Annotated in this window: 18 protein-coding genes; 4 read left to right on the top strand and 14 right to left on the bottom strand. The window is 59.3% G+C overall.

The window, feature by feature from the left end; translation table 11 throughout:
- Position 1: 1 nt before the first annotated feature.
- From lpxB to rpsB, 14 genes are all read right to left on the bottom strand, one after another.
- On the bottom strand, positions 2-1,132 hold the full coding sequence (lpxB, locus tag AC193Q_RS25820; protein WP_121184024.1) for a lipid-A-disaccharide synthase: 1,131 nt from the start codon (positions 1,130-1,132) through the stop codon (positions 2-4).
- A 2-nt stretch (positions 1,133-1,134) separates the two neighbouring features.
- Positions 1,135-1,911, bottom strand: coding sequence for an acyl-ACP--UDP-N-acetylglucosamine O-acyltransferase (gene lpxA, locus AC193Q_RS25815; protein ID WP_047291883.1), 777 nt, complete (start codon positions 1,909-1,911; stop codon positions 1,135-1,137).
- Complete coding sequence (gene fabZ / locus AC193Q_RS25810) at positions 1,908-2,348, bottom strand: 3-hydroxyacyl-ACP dehydratase FabZ (protein WP_003222142.1); 441 nt, start codon at positions 2,346-2,348, stop codon at positions 1,908-1,910. The genes lpxA and fabZ overlap by 4 nt, the downstream gene beginning before the upstream one ends.
- A gap of 106 nt (positions 2,349-2,454) precedes the next feature.
- Entirely contained in the window at positions 2,455-3,510 is a 1,056-nt protein-coding gene (lpxD, locus tag AC193Q_RS25805; RefSeq protein WP_047291880.1) for a UDP-3-O-(3-hydroxymyristoyl)glucosamine N-acyltransferase, read from the bottom strand.
- Positions 3,511-3,513: 3 nt separating this feature from the next.
- Entirely contained in the window at positions 3,514-4,017 is a 504-nt protein-coding gene (locus AC193Q_RS25800) for an OmpH/Skp family outer membrane protein (protein WP_003222140.1), read from the bottom strand.
- 45 nt (positions 4,018-4,062) lie between these two features.
- Entirely contained in the window at positions 4,063-6,450 is a 2,388-nt protein-coding gene (bamA, locus tag AC193Q_RS25795; protein WP_047291877.1) for an outer membrane protein assembly factor BamA, read from the bottom strand.
- A gap of 74 nt (positions 6,451-6,524) precedes the next feature.
- Positions 6,525-7,877, bottom strand: a complete 1,353-nt coding sequence (rseP, locus tag AC193Q_RS25790) for a sigma E protease regulator RseP (RefSeq protein ID WP_047291874.1) — start codon at positions 7,875-7,877, stop codon at positions 6,525-6,527.
- 54 nt (positions 7,878-7,931) lie between these two features.
- Positions 7,932-9,122 (bottom strand): 1-deoxy-D-xylulose-5-phosphate reductoisomerase, encoded by a 1,191-nt coding sequence (gene ispC, locus AC193Q_RS25785; RefSeq protein WP_121184022.1) that lies wholly within the window; start codon positions 9,120-9,122, stop codon positions 7,932-7,934.
- A complete protein-coding gene (locus tag AC193Q_RS25780) occupies positions 9,119-9,925 on the bottom strand; it encodes a phosphatidate cytidylyltransferase (RefSeq protein WP_007964272.1) in 807 nt (268 codons plus the stop codon). The genes ispC and AC193Q_RS25780 overlap by 4 nt, the downstream gene beginning before the upstream one ends.
- The gene (gene uppS, locus AC193Q_RS25775; protein ID WP_041072340.1) at positions 9,925-10,680 is read right to left on the bottom strand and encodes a polyprenyl diphosphate synthase; all 756 of its coding nucleotides are present in this window, start codon (positions 10,678-10,680) and stop codon (positions 9,925-9,927) included. Before uppS ends, AC193Q_RS25780 begins: the two co-directional genes overlap by 1 nt.
- Before the next feature lie 13 nt (positions 10,681-10,693).
- Positions 10,694-11,251, bottom strand: a complete 558-nt coding sequence (frr, locus tag AC193Q_RS25770) for a ribosome recycling factor (RefSeq protein ID WP_047291868.1) — start codon at positions 11,249-11,251, stop codon at positions 10,694-10,696.
- Positions 11,248-11,991, bottom strand: a complete 744-nt coding sequence (gene pyrH / locus AC193Q_RS25765) for a UMP kinase (protein ID WP_003222124.1) — start codon at positions 11,989-11,991, stop codon at positions 11,248-11,250. The genes frr and pyrH overlap by 4 nt, the downstream gene beginning before the upstream one ends.
- A 212-nt stretch (positions 11,992-12,203) precedes the next feature.
- On the bottom strand, positions 12,204-13,067 hold the full coding sequence (gene tsf / locus AC193Q_RS25760) for a translation elongation factor Ts (protein WP_025110889.1): 864 nt from the start codon (positions 13,065-13,067) through the stop codon (positions 12,204-12,206).
- 203 nt (positions 13,068-13,270) lie between these two features.
- Positions 13,271-14,008 (bottom strand): 30S ribosomal protein S2, encoded by a 738-nt coding sequence (gene rpsB, locus AC193Q_RS25755; RefSeq protein WP_003222119.1) that lies wholly within the window; start codon positions 14,006-14,008, stop codon positions 13,271-13,273.
- Positions 14,009-14,381: 373 nt separating this feature from the next.
- Between rpsB and map the strand changes: the two genes are divergently transcribed.
- The 4 genes from map (at position 14,382) to AC193Q_RS25735 (ending at position 20,225) form a co-directional block, all read left to right on the top strand.
- Positions 14,382-15,164: a type I methionyl aminopeptidase gene (gene map, locus AC193Q_RS25750; RefSeq protein ID WP_047291865.1), complete on the top strand. Its 783-nt coding sequence runs from the start codon at positions 14,382-14,384 to the stop codon at positions 15,162-15,164.
- Positions 15,165-15,205: 41 nt separating this feature from the next.
- Entirely contained in the window at positions 15,206-17,908 is a 2,703-nt protein-coding gene (locus AC193Q_RS25745) for a [protein-PII] uridylyltransferase (RefSeq protein WP_047291863.1), read from the top strand.
- Between the two features lie 208 nt (positions 17,909-18,116).
- Entirely contained in the window at positions 18,117-19,316 is a 1,200-nt protein-coding gene (gene dapC, locus AC193Q_RS25740) for a succinyldiaminopimelate transaminase (protein ID WP_121184020.1), read from the top strand.
- A 261-nt stretch (positions 19,317-19,577) separates the two neighbouring features.
- Positions 19,578-20,225 carry a zinc metalloprotease gene (locus AC193Q_RS25735; RefSeq protein WP_121184018.1) on the top strand — a complete coding sequence of 216 codons (648 nt, stop codon included), beginning with the start codon at positions 19,578-19,580 and terminating at the stop codon, positions 20,223-20,225.
- The last annotated feature ends 11 nt before the right edge of the window (positions 20,226-20,236 follow it).

Raw genomic sequence — 20,236 nt, 5'->3', positions numbered from 1 at the left:
CTCATTGTTTCCGACCGATCAGGTTAAGGACGGCATCCGCCGCCTGATTGGAAGCGTCCCGCCGCAACGTGCGGTGGATCTCGTCGAAGCCACGGGTCTGCTCTTCGCCGCCGTCGATCAACGGCGACAGGGTCTGCGCCAACGCCTCGACCGTCGCATCATCCTGCAACAACTCTGGCACCAACAGACGCTGGGCCAACAGGTTGGGCAAGGACACGTACGGGCTCTTGACCATGCGTTTGAGGATCCAGAACGTCAGCGGTGCCAGGCGATACGCAACGACCATCGGCCGCTTGTACAGCAACGCTTCAAGCGTCGCCGTGCCGGAGGCGATCAGCACCGCGTTGCACGCCGCGAGGGCCAGATGGGATTTGCCATCGAGCAGGGTCACCGGCAAGTCGCGGCCAACCAGCAACGCTTCGAGCTGTGCACGACGCTCGGCATTGGCGCACGGGATGACGAAGCGCAGCCCCGGGCGCATGGCCCGCAGACGCTCGGCCGTATCAAGGAACAGCGCCCCGAGACGGCCGACTTCACCACCGCGACTGCCGGGCATCAACGCCACCAGCGGACCGTCGGGCAAACCGAGTTCGGCACGCGCTGCGGCGCGGTCGGCCTGCAGCGCAATGGTATCGGCCAGCGTATGACCGACGAACCGCACCGGCACGCCTTTCTCTTCGTAGAATTTTGCTTCAAATGGCAACAGGGTGAGCATCAGATCGCAGCCTTCGCGAATCTTCAGCACACGCTTCTGACGCCATGCCCACACCGACGGGCTGACGTAGTGCACGGTCTTGATCCCGGCCTGACGCAGCTTGAGTTCGATATTGAGGTTGAAATCCGGGGCATCGATGCCGATGAACACGTCCGGTTTCTCGGCGATCAGCGTAGCGATCAGCTCCTTGCGGCGCTTGAGCAACTCGCGCAGCCGCCCGAGCACCTCCACGAGCCCCATGACCGACAGGCGCTCCATGGGGAAATACGACGTCAGGCCTTCGGCCTGCATCAACGGACCGCCGACACCGATGAACTCGACTGCCGGATGTTGCGCCTTGAGGGCGCGCATCAGACCGGCGCCCAAAATATCCCCGGAAGCTTCGCCCGCCACCAGCGCAATACGCAGATTGGCCATGATCAGCGGGTGATGCCGCGAGTCGAGGACTGGATCGAATCACGGAACAGCGCGACTTCCGGGAATTGCGCAGCAGGTTCGACCAGTTCGGCCAGCGCTTGCTCCACGGTCAGCCCCTGGCGATACACCGTTTTATAGGCGCGGCGCAGCGCATGAATCGCGTCTTCACTGAAACCGCGGCGGCGCATGCCTTCGAAATTCATGCTGCGCGCTTCGGCGGGGTTGCCGAAGACGGTGACGAACGCTGGAACGTCCTTGCCGATGGCAGTGCCCATGCCGGAAAAGCTGTGCGCGCCAATATGGCAATACTGATGAACCAGGGTGAACCCGGACAGGATCGCCCAGTCGTCAACGTGCACATGCCCGGCCAACGCGGTGTTGTTGACCAGAATGCAGTGGTTGCCGATGACGCTGTCATGCCCGATGTGGGCGTAGGCCATGATCAGGTTGTGATCGCCCAGCGTGGTTTCCGAACGGTCCTGCACGGTGCCACGGTGAATGGTCACGCCTTCGCGGATGACGTTGTGGTCACCGATCACCAGACGGGTTTCTTCACCTTTGTACTTCAGATCGGGCGTGTCTTCGCCTACCGAGGAAAACTGGTAGATGCGGTTGTGCTTGCCGATGCGGGTCGGGCCTTTGAGGACCACGTGCGGCCCGATCACAGTACCCTCGCCGATTTCCACACCTGCGCCGACGATCGACCACGGGCCGACTTCGACGCCGTCAGCCAGAACGGCCGACGGATCGATGATTGCACGAGGGTCAATCAAACTCATAGCTTGCGTTCCGCACAGATGATTTCCGCCGAGCAGACCGGCTTGCCGTCGACCGAGGCCTGGCATTCGAATTTCCAGATCTGACGCTTGCAGCTGATGAACTTGGCTTCAAGGATCAACTGGTCGCCCGGCAGCACTGGCTGGCGGAAACGCAGTTTGTCGGAACCGACGAAGTAGTACAGGGTGCCGTCGGCCGGTTTTACGTCAAGCATTTTGAAACCGAGGATCCCGGCAGCCTGGGCCATCGCTTCGATGATCAGTACGCCCGGCATGATCGGGTGCGCCGGGAAGTGGCCGTTGAAGAATGGCTCATTGATGCTGACATTCTTGTAGGCGCGAATGCGCTTGCCTTCAGTGTCCAGTTCCACCACCCGGTCCACCAGCAGGAACGGGTAACGGTGAGGCAGGTATTCGCGAATCTCGTTGATGTCCATCATTTCGGGGGGAAGCCTATGTAAAGATTGGGAGCGCGACTGACGCGCACTCCTCTAGCAAATCAAGGAGGCAGTCTAGAGGCTGTGCACACTTGATATGGAAATGGTATCAGCCATCAGATGAAGCATTGCTGCCGGGGGTCACTTCCCCGACGCGCTTTTCCAGCTGCTTCAAACGTCGCGCGAGGTCATCGAGCTGACGGATGCGGGCCGCGCTTTTGCGCCATTCGGCCGCCGGTTGCATGGCTGTGCCGGACGAATAGGCACCCGGCTCGGTAATCGAGTGGGTCACCATGGTCATCCCGGTCAGGAAAACGTTGTCGCAAATATCGATGTGCCCAACCAGGCCGACACCACCGGCGAGCATGCAATGCTTGCCGATTTTGGTGCTGCCGGAGATACCGACACACGCCGCCATGGCGGTGTGATCACCGACCTGGACGTTGTGCGCGATCTGGATCTGGTTGTCGAGCTTCACGCCGTTGCCGATCACGGTGTCCGCCAACGCGCCACGGTCGATGGCGGTGTTCACGCCGATCTCGACATCGTCGCCGATGGTCACGCCACCGATCTGGGCGATCTTCTGCCAGATACCTTTCTCGTTGGCAAAACCGAAACCTTCACCACCGAGCACGGCACCGGACTGGATCACTACGCGCTTGCCGATGCGCACGTCGTGGTACAGCGTCACCCGCGGAGCGAGCCAGCCGCCCTCACCGATTTCACTGCGGGCACCGATGACGCAATGGGCACCCAACGTGACCTGCGCACCGATGCGAGCACCCGCCTCGATCACCACGAACGGGCCAATGCTGGCGCTTGGATCAACCACCGCATCCGGCGCAATCACCGCTGTGGGATGAACACCCGCAGCGGCTTTCGGCTTCGGATCGAACAGATGCGAGATGCGTGCATAAGCCAGGTAAGGATCCGGCACCACCAGCGCGTTGCCGGTAAAACCGTCGGCATCGGCCTCCTTGAGCAATAGCGCAGCCGCCTGGGAACTTGCCAGGTATTTGCGATATTGAGGATTTGCCAGAAAGCTCAACTGAGCTGGGCCAGCCTCCTGCAAGGTGGCTAGCCCAGTAATTTGCGTCTCGGGGTCGCCACGCAGGGTGGCGCCGAGGAACTCGGCCAACTGGCCGAGCTTGATAGTCACGGTCATGGGTTACTTCAGCTGATTCATGCGCTCGATAACCTGGCGCGTGATGTCGTACTGAGGTTTGACATCGATCACTGCGCCACGCTCGAACACCAGGTCAAAACCACCTTTCTTGATGACTTCTTCCACTGCGCTATCCAGTTTCGGCTTCAGTTGCTTGAGCATTTCGCGGTCGGCAACTGCCTTGGCTTCGTTCAGTTCCTTGGACTGGAACTGGAAGTCACGGGCCTTTTGCTTGAACTCAAGCTCCAGACGCTCACGCTCGCCCTGCTGCATCTTGTCGCCACCGGCCATCAGACGGTCCTGAATACCCTTGGCGCTGCTTTCCAGCGTCTTGAGCTTGGTCAGTTGCGGACCGAACTTCTTCTCGGCATCCACCGCGTATTTCTTGGCCGCATCGGATTCCAGCAATGCCATCTGATAGTTCAGAACGGCGATTTTCATGTCGGCGAACGCCGGGCCTGCCACCAGTACGGAGGCCAGGAGAACCAATTGAGTCAACTTACGCACGATGCACTCCTACAAAATCCATTGTCGTTATCTTGGGTCAGACGCTTAGAACGTCTGGCCGAGGGAGAATTGGAACACTTGAGTTTCAGCGTTATCCGGTTTCTTGATCGGTGTAGCCAACGCGAAGCTCAAAGGCCCCAGTGCGGTTACCCAGGTCACGCCAACACCGACGGAACTGGCCATGTTGCTCAGGCTGATGTCGTTGCACTGTGTGTTGGCTTTTGTACCGTCAGCATTGGTGGTCGACTTGCAAGTCGAGTCGAACACGTTACCGACGTCCCAGAATACCGAGGTACGCAGGGATCGCTGATCTTTCACGAACGGCAGCGGGAACAGAACCTCTACACCACCCTGGATCAATACGTTGCCACCGAACGGCAGCGGATCCTGATCCGGGTCGGCAATGGTACCGGCGTTACCGGTGACCGCCTGACCACGACTCGGGGTACTGCGAGGACCCAGCGTACTGTCCTTGAAGCCACGTACCGAGTTGAAACCACCAGCATAGTAGTTTTCATAGAACGGCAAGCCGTCGGTCGAACCATAACCGTCGCCATAACCCAGTTCGGTGTGCAGACGCAGGGTGTAGTTTTCGGTAATCGGCTGGAACAACTGACCACGGTAGTCGAGTTTGTAGAACGACAGGTCGCTGCCCGGAATCGTGGTTTCCAGGGTCAGGCTCTGGGAACGACCACGGGTCGGCAGTACGCCCTTGTTCAGGGTCGACTCGGACCAGCCGGCCGAAGCCTTGAAGTTCAGATAGTTGTCGCCTTCCTTGTTAACGAAGTCGAAGATTTCGTCAACGGTGTACTGACCGGTCTTGATCTTGTCCTGCTGAGCGGACAGACCGAAGGTCAGACGCGACGTCTCGCTGATCGGGTAGCCAACGTTGACGCCGGCACCCAGGCTGTCTACCGCATAGCTCGCTACGTCGACGTCGAGGTCTTTGTAGTCGGTGGTGCGATAGAACGCGTTGTAACCCAGGCTCACGCCATCGGCGGTCCAGTACGGGTCAACGTAGCCGAAGTTGTAGCGGCTCTGGTATTCGCTGCGGGTCAGGCCCACGCTCACACGGTTACCGGTACCCAGGAAGTTGTTCTGGGTGATCGAACCACCGAGGATCAGACCGGCGCTCTGGGCGAAACCGACGCTGGCGGTGATCGAACCGGAAGCTTGTTCTTCAACGGCGTAGTTCACGTCCACCTGGTCGTCGACACCCGGTACAGCCGGAGTCTCGACGTTCACTTCCTTGAAGAAGCCCAGACGTTCAAGACGGGTCTTGGACTGGTCGATCAGGTAGGTCGAAGCCCAGCCGCCTTCCATCTGACGCATTTCGCGACGCAGCACTTCGTCTTCGGACTTGGTGTTGCCACGGAAATTGATACGGTTGACGTAGGCACGCTTGCCCGGGTCGACGGCGAACAGGATGTCCACGGTGTGATCGTCGTCATGCGGCTGAGGAACGCCGTTCACGTTGGCGAAGGTGTAACCCTCGTTACCCAGGCGACGAGTGATCAGTTCGGAAGTGGTGGTCATCAGCTTGCGCGAGAACACCTGGCCTTTCTGCACCAGCAACAGCGACTTGACCTGGTCTTCAGGGACTTTCAGGTCACCGCTGAGCTTGACGTCACGTACGGTGTACTTCTCGCCTTCGGTGATGTTGACGGTGATGTAGACGTGCTTCTTGTCCGGGGTGATGGATACCTGGGTCGAAGCGATATCCATGTTGATGTAACCACGGTCCAGGTAGTAGGAACGCAGACGCTCCAGGTCGCCGGACAGTTTTTCACGGGCGTACTTGTCATCGTTCTTGAAGAACGACAGCCAGTTGGTGGTTTTCAGCTCGAACAGGTCGATCAGGTCGTCATCAGGGAAGACCGTGTTACCCACCACGTTGATGTGCTGGATCGCGGCCACGGTGCCTTCGTTGATCTTCACTTTCAGCGCCACGCGGTTACGCGGCTGCGAGACCACCTCGGTATCGACGGTCGCCGAGTAACGGCCCTGGGCAACGTACTGACGCTGCAGCTCGTTACGGACACCTTCGAGGGTGGCGCGCTGGAAGATTTCACCTTCGGACAGACCGGACTGCTTCAGGCCTTTCATCAGGTCTTCGGTAGAGATCGCCTTGTTACCCTCGATCTCGATACTGGCGACCGACGGACGTTCGACGACCGTGATCACGAGAACGTTGCCTTCGCGGCCCAGCTGGATATCTTGAAAGAAACCGGTTTTGAACAACGCACGAGTGGATTCCACCAGGCGACGATCATCCGCCTGCTCGCCGACGTTCAACGGCAAGGCACCAAAGACGCTACCCGCGGAGACCCGCTGGAGGCCGTTGACGCGAATATCAGAGATAGTGAAGGACTCGGCGTGAACTTCGGCGATCATCAATACGGTGAGAACCGCAGTTAGCAGCAGACGTTTCATGAAGTCCTTTCTTATTCCAACTGGCAATAAACAAACTGCCGCAAAATGCGGCAGATTCGCAATTCAGCGAAGCTTTACAGTCGACCCAGATCATTGACCAGAGCAAGCAACATCACTCCGACCACCAAACTGATACCGATCTGCACCCCCCAACCTTGCACCCGATCCGACAAGGGGCGACCACGCACCCACTCAATCAGATAAAACAACAAATGCCCCCCATCCAGTACAGGAATGGGCAGCAAATTCAGAACCCCCAGGCTAATACTCAGATAAGCAAGGAAATTCAGGAAATCAGCAACGCCCGACTGGGCAGAAGCGCCCGCCACTTTAGCAATGGTTATCGGCCCACTCAAGTTTTTTACCGAGAGCTCGCCAAACAGCATTTTCTTCAACGAGTCCAGCGTCAGCACGCTCATGGTCCAGGTACGACGGGCACCCTCGCCAATCGCGGCCAACGGACCATAACTGACCTCGCGAATCATTTCCGGCGGCCAGTCCACGGCTTTTACGCCCGCCCCGAGATAACCGCTTGGCGACTTGCTTTCGCCGCGCGCCGCCAGGGTCACCGGGACGTCGATTTGAGCACCATCACGCTCGACTTTCAGCATGATTTTGGTATCAGGACGCGTACGAACGCTGTCGACCACTTGCTGCCAGTCATTCAGCGCCAGGCCGTCGAGCGCCAGCAGGCGATCACCGGTTTTCAGACCGGCGGCTTGTGCCGGGCCTTTTGGATCGAGTTCAGCCAGTACTGGCGGCAAAGCCGGGCGCCATGGGCGAATACCCAGCGAGCGAATGGGATCGGGCTCGTCAGCGCCTTTGAGCCAATGGTCCAGCGCCAGCTCACGCGGCGCGTCGACGGTCGAACCCTGCTCGCGCACGAGCAATTGCAGGGAACCACTTTCCCCCAGACGACGCACCAGTTGCAAATTGACGGCAGCCCAACCGGAGGTAGGCTCACCATCGATGGCGACGATCTCCTGGCCCGCGCTCAAACCGGCCCTGGCCGCAATGCTGCCGGACTCGACGGCACCGATCACCGGACGGATCTGCTCGCTGCCGAGCATGGCCAGCACCCAGAAAAACACCAGGGCCAGCAGGAAGTTGGCAATCGGCCCCGCCGCGACAATGGCGATGCGCTGGCGCACCGATTTACGATTGAAGGATTGATGAAGCTGATCGGCCGGGACTTCGCCTTCACGCTCATCGAGCATCTTGACGTAGCCGCCCAGCGGAATCGCGGCGACGACAAATTCAGTGCCCTGCTTGTCGTGCCAGCGCAACAGGGGCATGCCGAAGCCGACGGAAAAACGCAGAACCTTGACGCCACAGCGACGCGCGACCCAGAAGTGGCCGAATTCGTGAAAGGTGACCAGCACACCCAAAGCGATCAGGGTGCCGGCAATCATATAGAGCGCGCTCATCTACTTTCTCCGCAATCCTGTTCAGTGCCGCGTGACGCCATGGTACTGCAACGGCTATCGCCCGTGACGATTCAGCCACTGCCCGGCCAGAGTCCGCGCTTTCGCGTCTGCGGTAAACACCGCGTCCAGATCCTCCAGCGCAACCACTGGCTCGAGGCTCAGCACGTCCTCGATGATACTCGCGATTTCCAGATAACCCACACGTCCGTCGAGAAACGCGGCGACCGCCACTTCGTTGGCCGCATTGAGCATCGCCGGCGCACTGTTACCCGCCTCGGCCGCTTGTCGCGCCAGGCGCAGGCAAGGAAAACGCTCTTCGTCCGGCGCCTCGAAATCCAGGCGCGCGATGGCAAACAGATCCAAGGGCGCTACACCGGAGTCGATACGCTCAGGCCAGGCCAGTGCATTGGCAATCGGCGTGCGCATGTCGGGATTGCCCAACTGCGCCAGCACCGAGCCATCGACATAATCGACCAGCGAGTGAATCACACTCTGCGGATGGATCACCACCTCGACCTGCGACGGCTTGGCGTCGAACAGCCAGCAGGCCTCGATCAATTCCAGACCCTTGTTCATCATGCTGGCCGAGTCCACGGAAATCTTGCGCCCCATGGACCAGTTCGGGTGCGCACACGCCTGATCAGGCGAAACGTGCGCCAGCTCGCTCAACGGCGTCTGGCGGAAAGGCCCGCCCGAAGCCGTGAGCAAAATCCGTCGCACACCGACTGTACTCAGCCCACGGGAAAAATCCTGCGGCATGCACTGGAAGATCGCGTTGTGCTCGCTGTCGATCGGCAGCAGCACCGAGCCGCTCTTGTGCACGGCCTGCATGAACAGCGCGCCGGACATCACCAGCGCCTCTTTATTGGCCAGCAGGATCTTCTTGCCAGCCTCCACCGCCGCCAGGGTCGGTCGCAGGCCTGCGGCACCGACGATGGCGGCCATCACGGCATCGACTTCAGGTGCAGAGGCAACCTGACACAGGCCCTCCTCCCCCACCAATACGCGAGTGGACAGACCGGCAGCCCGCAGGTCGTCCTGCAAACCACGCGCCGCCGCCACTTCCGGCACGACTGCGAATTGCGGCACATGACGCACGCACAAGGCCAGCAATTCGCTCAGACGCGTGAAACCGCTCAGGGCGAACACCTGATAGCGCTCGGGATGACGCGCGATGACGTCGAGGGTGCTCAGACCAATCGAACCGGTGGCCCCCAGAACAGTGATCTGTTGAGGACGGCTCACGGTGCAGCCATCCACAGCAATACAGCGAAAATCGGGATCGCCGCGGTCAGGCTGTCGATGCGATCAAGCACACCGCCATGACCGGGCAGCAGGTTGCTGCTGTCCTTGATGCCGGACTGGCGCTTGAACATGCTTTCGGTGAGGTCGCCCACCACCGAAATGAAGACGATCAGCGCAGCACCGATGAGCCCCTTGAGCAGTTCAGCCACCGTCCAGTCGCGAACCAGGCCGACGATCGCGGTGATCACCAGACTCAGCGCCAGGCCACCGTAAACGCCTTCCCAGCTTTTGCCCGGACTGACTTGCGGCGCCAGTTTGCGCTTGCCGAAAGCACGACCGGAGAAGTAAGCACCGATGTCGGCACCCCAGACCAACACCATCACCGCCATGATCAGCCAGTTACCCAGCGGGTATTGCTTGATCTGCACCAGTCCCTGCCAGGCCGGCAGCAGGATCAGCAAGCCGATCACCAGTTTGGTGGCTGCTGTGGACCAATGCTCGCTTGAGCGTGGATACGTCAGCACCAGGTAAGTCGCCACCGCCCACCACAACACCGAAGCGCCCAACACCCAAGGGGCCAGGCCCGGCAGGACGTACATGACGAACAGCATCAGCGCGACGACGGCGGCAAAGCCGACACGGAACGACTGCGCGGTAAAGCCCGCCAGACGCGCCCATTCCCAGGCACCCAGGCTCACGACCAGACCGATGAACAGCGCAAAACCGGATCCCTCGAGCAGGAAGAAACCGCACAGAGCGATCGGCAGCAGGATCAGCGCAGTGATGATTCGTTGTTTAAGCATTAAACCCGGGCTCCAGCTTCGACCTGTTCGCTCGTTTTACCGAAGCGACGCTGGCGCGAAGCGAAATCGGCCAGCGCAGTGCGCATGGCTTCGTGTTTGAAGTCCGGCCAGAACAGGTCGGAGAAGTACAACTCGGCATACGCCAGTTGCCACAGCAGGAAATTGCTGATGCGGTGCTCGCCACCAGTGCGGATGCACAAGTCTGGCAGCGGCAGGTCGCCGGTCGCCAGACAGGTTTGCAACAGCTCCGGAGTGATGTCTTCCGGACGCAGATGCCCGGCCTGAACCTCACGCGCCAGACGTTGCGCCGCCTGGGCAATATCCCACTGACCGCCGTAGTTGGCGGCGATCTGCAGAATAAAGCGGTTGGCACCGGCGGTCATAGCCTCGGCTTCGCGCATCGCCGCCTGAAGCTCAGGGTGGAAGCGCGAGCGATCACCGATGATGCGCAAGCTGATGTTGTTGTCGTTGAGGCGCTTGGCCTCACGACGCAGGGCCTTGAAGAACAGGTCCATCAAGGCACTGACCTCATCGGCCGGGCGCTGCCAGTTTTCACTGGAAAAGGCGAACAGGGTGAGCACTTCGACCTTGGCCTCGGCGCACACCTCGATTACCGCCCGCACAGCATCCACGCCGGCTTTATGCCCGGCGACACCCGGCATAAAGCGTTTTTTCGCCCAGCGATTATTGCCATCCATGATGATCGCGACATGGCGCGGCACCGCGGACGGCGCAGACTGCTTGGTCTTTTCCATTGAAACGCGACCCTTATACGGCCATCAGGTCTTTTTCTTTCTCGTCCGTGGCCTTGGTGATCTGGGCCTCGGATTCTTTGGTCAGCTTATCGATATCAGCGATGGCACGACGTTCTTCGTCTTCACTGATTTCCTTGTCCTTGACCAGTTTTTTAAGCTCACCCAATGCGTCACGACGAATGTTGCGCACGGCAACGCGCGCGTCTTCCGCTGCGCTACGAGCCTGCTTGGTGAAGCCCTTGCGCGTTTCCTCGGTGAGGGCAGGCATCGGGATCAAAAGCAACTCACCCAGGTTGGTCGGATTGAGGTTCAGACCGGCGCTCTGGATCGCCTTGTCGACGGCAGCGAGCATGTTGCGCTCGAAAGCCACGACTTGCAGGGTACGCGAATCTTTCACGGTGACGTTGGCGACGCTGCTCAGCGGGGTGTCAGTGCCGTAGTAAGGCACCATGACACTACCGAGAATGCTCGGGTGAGCCTTGCCGGTACGAATCTGGCCGAACGCGTGATTCAGAGATTCCAGGGATTTCTGCATACGCGCTTGGGCGTCTTTCTTGATTTCGTTGATCATTGTTGACCTTCCTCGATCAGAGTGCCTTCAGCGCCGCCATGCACGATGTTCAGCAGGGCGCCGGGCTTGTTCATGTTGAATACGCGCAGCGGCATCTTGTGATCGCGGCACAGGCAGATAGCAGTCAGATCCATCACGCCCAGCTTGCGATCCAGCACTTCATCATAAGTCAGATGATCGAACTTCTCGGCATGCGGGTCTTTGAACGGGTCTGCGGTGTAGACGCCATCTACCTTGGTCGCTTTCAGCACGACGTCGGCATCGATTTCGATGGCACGCAGGCAGGCTGCCGAATCCGTGGTAAAGAACGGATTGCCGGTACCGGCGGCGAAAATCACCACGTCCTTGGAGTTCAGGTGGCGCATGGCTTTGCGGCGATCATAGTGATCGGTCACGCCAACCATGGAAATGGCCGACATCACGATGGCCGAGATATTGGCACGTTCCAGCGCGTCGCGCATGGCCAGGGCGTTCATCACAGTGGCCAGCATGCCCATGTGGTCGCCTGTCACCCGATCCATGCCGGCCTTGCTCAAGGCCTCGCCACGGAACAGGTTGCCACCGCCGATCACCAGACCGACCTGTACGCCGATGCCGACCAGCTGGCCGACTTCCAGCGCCATCCGATCCAGCACTTTTGGATCGATCCCGAACTCTTCCGAGCCCATCAGGGCCTCGCCGCTAAGCTTGAGTAGAATGCGTTTATAGCGAGCCTGATAACCACTGCCCTGCTGAGCCATTGCGAATCTCTCCTGCGGCGTATTTAAAAAATTCTGTGCAAGCTGTTTTACAGCTGCCGTTCACTCTAGCTTGGCGCTGCTTCAGCGCCATCGGAACCTGGCTTTGTAAGTCAGTTCCCAGTGGAAACCAATTAAAAACTGGTAACCCCATCTGAAAAGAGGCTGCGCGCGTGAGCGGGCAGCCTCTTTCGGGCGACAGTTGAAAAACCGTCTTATTGCTTGGCGGCAGCCAGCTGGGCAGCAACTTCTTCAGCGAAGTTGTCGACCGGCTTCTCGATGCCTTCGCCTACTTTGAAGTAGGTGAAGGAAACGATTTCTGCGCCGCCTTTCTTGGCCAGCTCGCCAACCTTGATTTCAGGGTTCTTGACGAACGCCTGCTCAACCAGGCTCGCTTCTGCCAGGAACTTGCTGATACGGCCTTTGACCATGTTCTCAACAATGTTTTCTGGCTTGCCTTTGATCTTCTCTTCGTTCAGCTGCAGGAACACAGCCTTTTCACGCTCGATCGCTTCAGCCGAAACCTGCGAAGGCAGCAGGAACTCAGGGTTGCTTGCAGCTACGTGCATCGCGATGTCTTTGGCCAGCTCGACGTCGCCGCCTTTCAGAGCCACAACAACACCGATCTTGTTGCCGTGCAGGTAGGAACCTACAACGTCACCTTCGATACGGGTCAGACGACGGATGTTGACGTTTTCGCCTACTTTGGCAACCAGTGCTTCGCGAGCGGCTTCTTGAGCAGCGATCAGCGGAGCAGCGTCGGTCAGCTTGTCAGCGAAGGCTTTTTCTACGCTGGCAGCAACAAAGTTTTTGAAGTCGTCTTGCAGAGCCAGGAAGTCGGTCTGCGAGTTCACTTCCAGGATAACGGCAGCTTTACCGTCGTCCTTGATTGCGATTGCGCCTTCAGCGGCAACGTTGCCAGCCTTTTTCGCAGCCTTGATCGCGCCCGAAGCACGCATGTCATCAATGGCTTTTTCGATGTCGCCGTCAGCCTTTTCCAGGGCTTTCTTGCAGTCCATCATGCCTTCGCCGGTACGCTCGCGCAGTTCTTTAACCAACGCTGCAGTAATTGCTGCCATTTTCAAATTCCTCTTGGATAGGTTTTCAACCATTCCACCCGATCGAACGGGCGTTCAATTCTTCCCGAAACACCTTGTAGCTGCTGCACGTTACAAATGCAGGAGGTGCGCTGCCACACGTGGGCGCCAACAAACGGTTTTCGAGGTGGCAAAAAGGGGGCCAAGCCCCCTTTTTGCTTACTGAGTCAACGCCAGGGCGTCGATTACTCAGCTGCAGCCTGAGTTTCTTCAGCTGCGAATTCAACAGTGCCGCCAGCAACATTGTTGCGACCACGGATCACTGCGTCAGCCATCGAACCCATGTACAGCTGGATAGCGCGGATTGCGTCATCGTTGCCTGGGATGATGTAGTCAACGCCTTCCGGGCTGCTGTTGGTATCGACAACGCCGATGACCGGGATGCCCAGCTTGTTGGCTTCGGTGATCGCGATGCGCTCGTGGTCAACGTCGATCACGAACAGTGCGTCTGGCAGACCGCCCATGTCCTTGATGCCGCCCAGGGAGCGATCCAGCTTTTCCAGGTCACGGGAGCGCATCAGCGCTTCTTTCTTGGTCAGCTTGGCGAAAGTACCGTCTTCGGCTTGAACTTCAAGGTCACGCAGACGCTTGATGGAAGCACGAATGGTTTTGAAGTTGGTCAGCATGCCGCCCAACCAGCGGTGGTCGACGTACGGCGAACCGCAACGTGCTGCTTCTTCAGCAACGATCTTGCCAGCGGAACGCTTGGTGCCGACGAACAGAATCTTGTTTTTGCCCTGGGCCAGACGCTCTACGAAAGTCAGAGCTTCGTTGAACATTGGCAGGGTTTTTTCAAGGTTGATGATGTGAATCTTGTTACGCGCGCCGAAAATGTACTTACCCATTTTCGGATTCCAGTAACGGGTTTGGTGACCGAAGTGCACACCGGCCTTCAGCATATCGCGCATGTTGACTTGGGACATGATAGTTCCTTAATAAGTCGGGTTTGGCCTCCACGTATCCCAATGACCAACCAGTGGCATAAAGCCAAAGGCACCCAGGTCATCGTGTCGACACGTGTGTGGATTTAAGCTTCTCGGGGCATCCCCGGAAAGCGGCGCATTTTATACCACAGGGCGCGCAGAAACGGAACCCGGAATCTGTATTCGCACCAGGGACATGGGCGCAGCCCCCTTGGAATCGCCGTCAGGCACACCATTGTATAGAGAGAGACGATGTACGCAGGCGCGGATTTGCGCCTTTCGTCTGTTAGAATCGGGTTTTTCAGGGTCGCAAAACGTACACCTGCCACCCTATCCGTATCAGCAAGCGCCGCCGAGCGCAGAGAGAGCCTGTATGACCGTCAACCTCAAAACCCCCGAGGACATCGCTGGCATGCGTGTCGCCGGCAAACTGGCCGCCGATGTGCTGGAAATGATTGCCGAACACGTCAAACCGGGCGTGACCACCGATCAACTGAACCAGATCTGCCACGACTACATCGTCAACGTGCAGCAGGCCATTCCGGCCCCGCTCAACTACAAGGGTTTTCCGAAGTCGATCTGCACCTCGATCAACCATGTGGTCTGCCACGGCATCCCGAACGACAAGCCACTGAAAAACGGTGACACCCTGAATATCGACGTCACCGTGATCAAGGACGGCTACCACGGCGACACCAGCCGCATGTTCCACGTTGGCGAAGTGCCCGTCTGGGCCGAGCGCCTGTCGCAGGTCACTCAGGAATGCATGTACAAGGCAATCGAGATCGTCAAACCTGGCTGCCGCCTCGGCGACATCGGTGAAGTCATCCAGAAGCACGCGGAAAAGAACGGTTTCTCGGTGGTTCGCGAGTTCTGCGGCCACGGCATCGGCAAGGTGTTCCACGAAGAACCGCAGATCCTGCACTACGGCCGCGCCGGCACCGGCATGGAACTGAAGGCCGGCATGACCTTCACCATCGAGCCGATGATCAACCAGGGCAAGGCCGACACCAAGGTGCTGGGCGACGGCTGGACCGCGATCACCAAGGACCGCAAGCTCTCGGCGCAGTGGGAACACACCCTGCTGGTGACCGACACCGGCTACGAGATCTTCACCCTGCGCGCCGACGACACGATCCCGCGCGTCTCGGCCTGACCCCTAGAACGCTCCCACCTTTATAGAAGGAAAGCCAATCGATGCCGCAGGTGGATCCCGAACTCTTCGACCGCGGCCAGTTCCAGGCTGAACTGGCCCTGAAAGCGAGTCCTATCGCGGCGTTCAAAAAGGCGATCCGCCAGGCGCGCGAGGTCCTCGACACGCGTTTTCGCAATGGCCGCGACATCCGCCGCCTGATCGAAGACCGCGCATGGTTCGTCGACAACATCCTGCAAAAGGCCTGGGAGCAGTTCAACTGGAGCGAAGACGCCGACATCGCGCTGGTCGCGGTCGGTGGCTACGGCCGGGGCGAGCTGCATCCCTATTCCGACATCGACTTGCTGATCCTGCTGGACAGCGCCGATCACGAAGTTTTCCGCGACTCCATCGAGCGTTTTCTGACGCTGCTGTGGGACATCGGCCTGGAAGTCGGCCAGAGCGTACGCTCGGTCGATGAATGCGCCGAGGAAGCCCGCGCCGACCTGACCGTGGTCACCAACCTGATGGAAAGCCGCACCATCTGCGGCCCCGAACGCCTGCGTCAGCGCATGCTTGATGTCACCAGCACGGCCCACATGTGGCCGGCCAAGGAGTTTTTCCTGGCCAAGCGCGCCGAACAGAAGGCCCGTCACCACAAGTACAACGACACCGAATACAACCTGGAACCCAACGTCAAAGGCTCGCCCGGCGGCCTGCGGGATATCCAGACGATTCTGTGGGTGGCCCGGCGTCAGTACGGCACCCTGAACCTGCGCGCCCTCGCCGGCGAAGGTTTTCTGGTCGAGAGCGAAAACGCCCTGCTGGCGTCGTCCCAGGAATTTCTGTGGAAAGTGCGCTACGCCCTGCACATGCTCGCCGGTCGCTCCGAAGATCGTCTGCTGTTCGATCATCAACGGACCATTGCCGGCCTGCTCGGCTTTGAAGGCGACGACGCCAAACAGGCGGTCGAAAACTTCATGCAGCAGTATTTCCGCGTGGTGATGAGCATCGCCCAGCTCAGCGACCTGATCATCCAGCATTTCGAGGAAGTCATCCTCGCCCCGGAAGACGAAGCGCCGCCGCAGCCGATCAACTCGCGCTTCCAGTTGCACGACGGCTACATCGAAGCGCGCAACGACAACGTGTTCCGCCGCACGCCGTTCGCCATGCTCGAGATCTTCGTGCTGATGGCCCAGCAGCCGGAAATCAAAGGTGTGCGCGCCGACACCATTCGTCTGCTGCGCGAGAACCGGCACCTGATCGACGACAATTTCCGCAACGATATCCGCAATACCAGCCTGTTCATCGAGCTCTTCAAGTGCAAGATCGGCGTGCACCGCAACCTGCGCCGGATGAACCGCTACGGCATCCTCGGGCGTTATCTGCCGGAGTTCGGCTTTATCGTCGGGCAAATGCAGCATGACCTGTTCCACATCTATACGGTCGATGCGCACACGCTGAATCTGATCAAACACCTGCGTAAATTGCAGTACACCCAGGTGTCGGAAAAATTCCCGCTGGCCGCCAAGCTCATGGCCAAACTGCCCAAGCCTGAGCTCATTTACATGGCCGGCCTGTACCACGACATCGGCAAGGGCCGGCATGGCGATCACTCGGACATCGGCGCGGTCGATGCCGAAGCGTTCTGCCAGCGCCATCAGTTGCCGCTGTGGGACAGCCGCCTGATCGTCTGGCTGGTGCAGAATCACCTGGTGATGTCGACCACCGCGCAGCGCAAGGATCTGTCCGATCCGCAGGTGATCCATGATTTCGCGCAGATCGTCGGCGACGAAACCCGTCTGGACTACCTGTACGTGCTGACGGTTGCCGATATCAACGCGACCAACCCGACGCTATGGAACTCCTGGCGCGCCAGCCTGTTGCGCCAGCTCTATACCGAGACCAAACGCGCTCTGCGTCGTGGCCTGGAAAACCCGGTGGATCGCGAAGAGCAGATCCGCCAGACCCAGAGCGCCGCACTGGACATTCTCGTGCGTGGCGGCACCGATCCGGACGACGTCGAGCAGTTGTGGGCGCAACTGGGCGATGACTATTTCCTGCGTCATACCGCCGGCGACGTGGCCTGGCACAGTGACGCGATCCTGCAGCAACCGGCCGATGGCGGCCCGCTGGTGCTGATCAAGGAAACCACCCAGCGCGAGTTCGAGGGCGGCACGCAGATCTTCATCTATGCGCCGGATCAGCACGATTTCTTCGCCGTGACCGTGGCCGCGATGGATCAGCTCAACCTGAACATTCATGACGCCAGGGTCATCACCTCAAGCAGCCAGTTCACCCTCGACACCTATATCGTGCTCGACAACGACGGTGAATCCATCGGCGACAACCCGACACGGATCAAACAGATTCGCGACGGTTTGACCGAAGCGCTGCGCAACCCGGACGACTACCCGACGATCATCCAGCGCCGGGTGCCGCGCCAGCTCAAGCACTTCGCCTTCGCGCCGCAGGTAACGATCCACAACGACGCTCAGCGTCCGGTGACGGTGCTGGAACTCACCGCCCCTGATCGCCCGGGCCTGCTGGCGCGGGTCGGCGGGATCTTCCTCGAGTTCGACCTGTCGCTGCAGAACGCCAAGATTGCGACCTTGGGCGAACGCGTGGAAGACGTGTTCTTCATCACCGACGCCCACAACCAGCCGCTCTCCGACCCGCTGCTGTGCAGCCGCCTGCAGGACGCAATCGTCGAGCAACTGAGCGTCAATCAGGAACCGGATATCAAGCTTTCGCGCATCAGTATTTGAATCAGCAAACTACCCCTGTGGAGGCAGATAATAGCTGCCGGGGCTTTTGTGGTGAGGGGATTCATCCCCGATGGGTTGCGAAGCAGCCCCGAACCGGCAATCGCGGAGTATCCGTTACACCGCAAGCGATGGTTTTGCGGCAGCTGCGCAGCCGATCGGGGATAAATCCCCTCGCCACAGAGTTCTCTCCACATTGAACGAGGCCCCCATGAACAACGCTCTGAACCAGCTCCAGCCCTACCCGTTCGAAAAGCTCCGCGCCTTGCTCGGCAGCGTGACGCCGAACCCGGACAAACGCCCGATCGCCCTGTCGATCGGCGAGCCGAAACACCGTTCGCCAAGCTTTGTCGCCGAAGCGCTGGCGAACAATCTGGATCAGATGGCGGTGTACCCGACCACCCTCGGCATCCCGGCCCTGCGCGAAGCCATCGCCGGCTGGTGCGAACGTCGCTTCGGCGTACCAAGCGGCTGGATTGATCCGGCGCGCAACGTACTGCCGGTCAACGGCACCCGTGAAGCGCTGTTCGCCTTCACCCAGACCGTGGTCAATCGCGGTGACGATGCACTGGTGGTCAGCCCGAACCCGTTCTATCAGATCTACGAAGGGGCAGCGTTCCTCGCCGGCGCCAAGCCGCACTACCTGCCGTGCCTGGACGAAAACGGCTTCAACCCGGATTTCGACGCGGTCTCGCCAGACATCTGGAAACGCTGCCAGATCCTGTTCCTGTGTTCGCCGGGCAATCCGACGGGCGCGCTGATCCCGGTCGATGTGCTGAAAAAACTCATCGCCCTGGCAGACGAACACGACTTCGTGATCGCCGCCGACGAGTGCTACAGCGAACTGTATTTCGACGAACAGACCCCACCGCCGGGCCTGCTCAGCGCGTGTGTCGAACTGGGTCGCAAGGGCTTCAAGCGTTGCGTGGTGTTCCACAGCCTGTCCAAGCGCTCCAACCTGCCGGGGCTGCGTTCCGGTTTCGTCGCGGGCGACGCCGATGTCCTCAAAGGCTTCCTGCTCTACCGCACCTACCACGGCTGCGCGATGCCGGTGCAAACCCAACTGGCCAGCGTTGCGGCGTGGAATGACGAAGTGCACGTGCGTGCCAACCGTGCGCTGTACCGCGAGAAATTCGACGCTGTCTTGGCGATCCTCAGCCCGGTGATGGACGTGCAGCGTCCGGACGGCAGTTTCTACCTGTGGCCGAACGTACAAGGTGACGACGCGGCGTTCTGTCGCGACCTGTTCGAGCAGGAACACGTGACCGTAGTGCCGGGCTCGTATCTGTCCCGCGAGGTAGACGGTGTGAATCCGGGCGCCGGTCGTGTGCGCATGGCCCTGGTTGCGCCACTGGCTGAATGCGTCGAGGCCGCAGAGCGGATTCGCGCGTTTGTCTCTCGCCAGTCGTAAGTGTCTTTACCGTGCCAGTTTTGCTGGCACGGTAACCGGTCATAAAACCGTACATATATTCAATTTACCGATTCAACCTTAGCCCCTAGCATCCGTCATTCAAAGCAACTTGTCGGGAACAACAAGCAACCCGAGAAGTTAAACCTGAAGAATGAAAACATGGATGTTCCGTAATGCAATCAACCTGGCTTCAGCCAAACAAACAATTCGAACACACACGCATCTCCCGCAACATTAAATGTACTTGGGAGATTCAAAAACATGTGGGCTAAAAATAATCCGGCGAAATTCTGGACTCCCGGCAGCACACTTCGCATCGCGTTCCTCAACGGTACGCAGGCATTCAAGGACGAAACGATCGCCGCCGCCAGCAACTGGTTGCCGCACATCAACTTGAAGTTCGATTTCGTCGAAGGTGAAGAAGGCGATATCCGCATACTCAGTCAACCGGGAACGTTTTCCTCTCTGATCGGTACCGATGCTCTGTTACATCCCGGTGAGCCGACCATGCGACTCTGGCCCCACCCGCCCAGTCAGGCACGATACTTTGCGGCCAATGTCATGCATGAATTCGGTCACATGCTCGGCGCAGAACATGAACAGACCAACCCCACGGCAAACATTCCCTGGGATAAACCAGCCATTTATAAACAACACGGAATAACCGCCGACCCGGAAGAGGACAACTACCAGGCCAGCGTGACGCGCAAACGACTGCACGACTGGTATTTTGACCTCGGCAATCCCGACGAAAGCATTTACTCAGAGTACGACCAGAAGTCGATCATGCACTATCCCGTCAGCCAGTCGTGGACGCTCGGTGACTTCCAGATCTTCATTAATCTGGACCTCAGCGAACAGGATAAAACCTTCATGTCGAACGCTTACCCCTACCCCGCGAGTCAGTGAGCGCGCCAGGT

It is taken from the genome of Pseudomonas sp. F2 (genome assembly GCF_057174385.1).
The sequence above is the reverse complement of the archived record's forward strand: the minus strand, read 5'-3'. Positions and strand labels throughout refer to the sequence as shown.

Excerpts from the sequence above, each read along its gene's own strand:
- lpxB (WP_121184024.1), bottom strand. The coding sequence starts at position 1,132 with ATGGCCAATCTGCGTATTGCGCTGGTGGCGGGCGAAGCTTCCGGGGAT.
- lpxA (WP_047291883.1), bottom strand. The coding sequence starts at position 1,911 with ATGAGTTTGATTGACCCTCGTGCAATCATCGATCCGTCGGCCGTTCTG.
- fabZ (WP_003222142.1), bottom strand. The coding sequence starts at position 2,348 with ATGATGGACATCAACGAGATTCGCGAATACCTGCCTCACCGTTACCCG.
- lpxD (WP_047291880.1), bottom strand. The coding sequence starts at position 3,510 with ATGACCGTGACTATCAAGCTCGGCCAGTTGGCCGAGTTCCTCGGCGCC.
- bamA (WP_047291877.1), bottom strand. The coding sequence starts at position 6,450 with ATGAAACGTCTGCTGCTAACTGCGGTTCTCACCGTATTGATGATCGCC.
- rseP (WP_047291874.1), bottom strand. The coding sequence starts at position 7,877 with ATGAGCGCGCTCTATATGATTGCCGGCACCCTGATCGCTTTGGGTGTG.
- AC193Q_RS25780 (WP_007964272.1), bottom strand. The coding sequence starts at position 9,925 with ATGCTTAAACAACGAATCATCACTGCGCTGATCCTGCTGCCGATCGCT.
- uppS (WP_041072340.1), bottom strand. The coding sequence starts at position 10,680 with ATGGAAAAGACCAAGCAGTCTGCGCCGTCCGCGGTGCCGCGCCATGTC.
- frr (WP_047291868.1), bottom strand. The coding sequence starts at position 11,251 with ATGATCAACGAAATCAAGAAAGACGCCCAAGCGCGTATGCAGAAATCC.
- pyrH (WP_003222124.1), bottom strand. The coding sequence starts at position 11,991 with ATGGCTCAGCAGGGCAGTGGTTATCAGGCTCGCTATAAACGCATTCTA.
- tsf (WP_025110889.1), bottom strand. The coding sequence starts at position 13,067 with ATGGCAGCAATTACTGCAGCGTTGGTTAAAGAACTGCGCGAGCGTACC.
- rpsB (WP_003222119.1), bottom strand. The coding sequence starts at position 14,008 with ATGTCCCAAGTCAACATGCGCGATATGCTGAAGGCCGGTGTGCACTTC.
- map (WP_047291865.1), top strand. The coding sequence starts at position 14,382 with ATGACCGTCAACCTCAAAACCCCCGAGGACATCGCTGGCATGCGTGTC.
- AC193Q_RS25745 (WP_047291863.1), top strand. The coding sequence starts at position 15,206 with ATGCCGCAGGTGGATCCCGAACTCTTCGACCGCGGCCAGTTCCAGGCT.
- dapC (WP_121184020.1), top strand. The coding sequence starts at position 18,117 with ATGAACAACGCTCTGAACCAGCTCCAGCCCTACCCGTTCGAAAAGCTC.
- AC193Q_RS25735 (WP_121184018.1), top strand. The coding sequence starts at position 19,578 with ATGTGGGCTAAAAATAATCCGGCGAAATTCTGGACTCCCGGCAGCACA.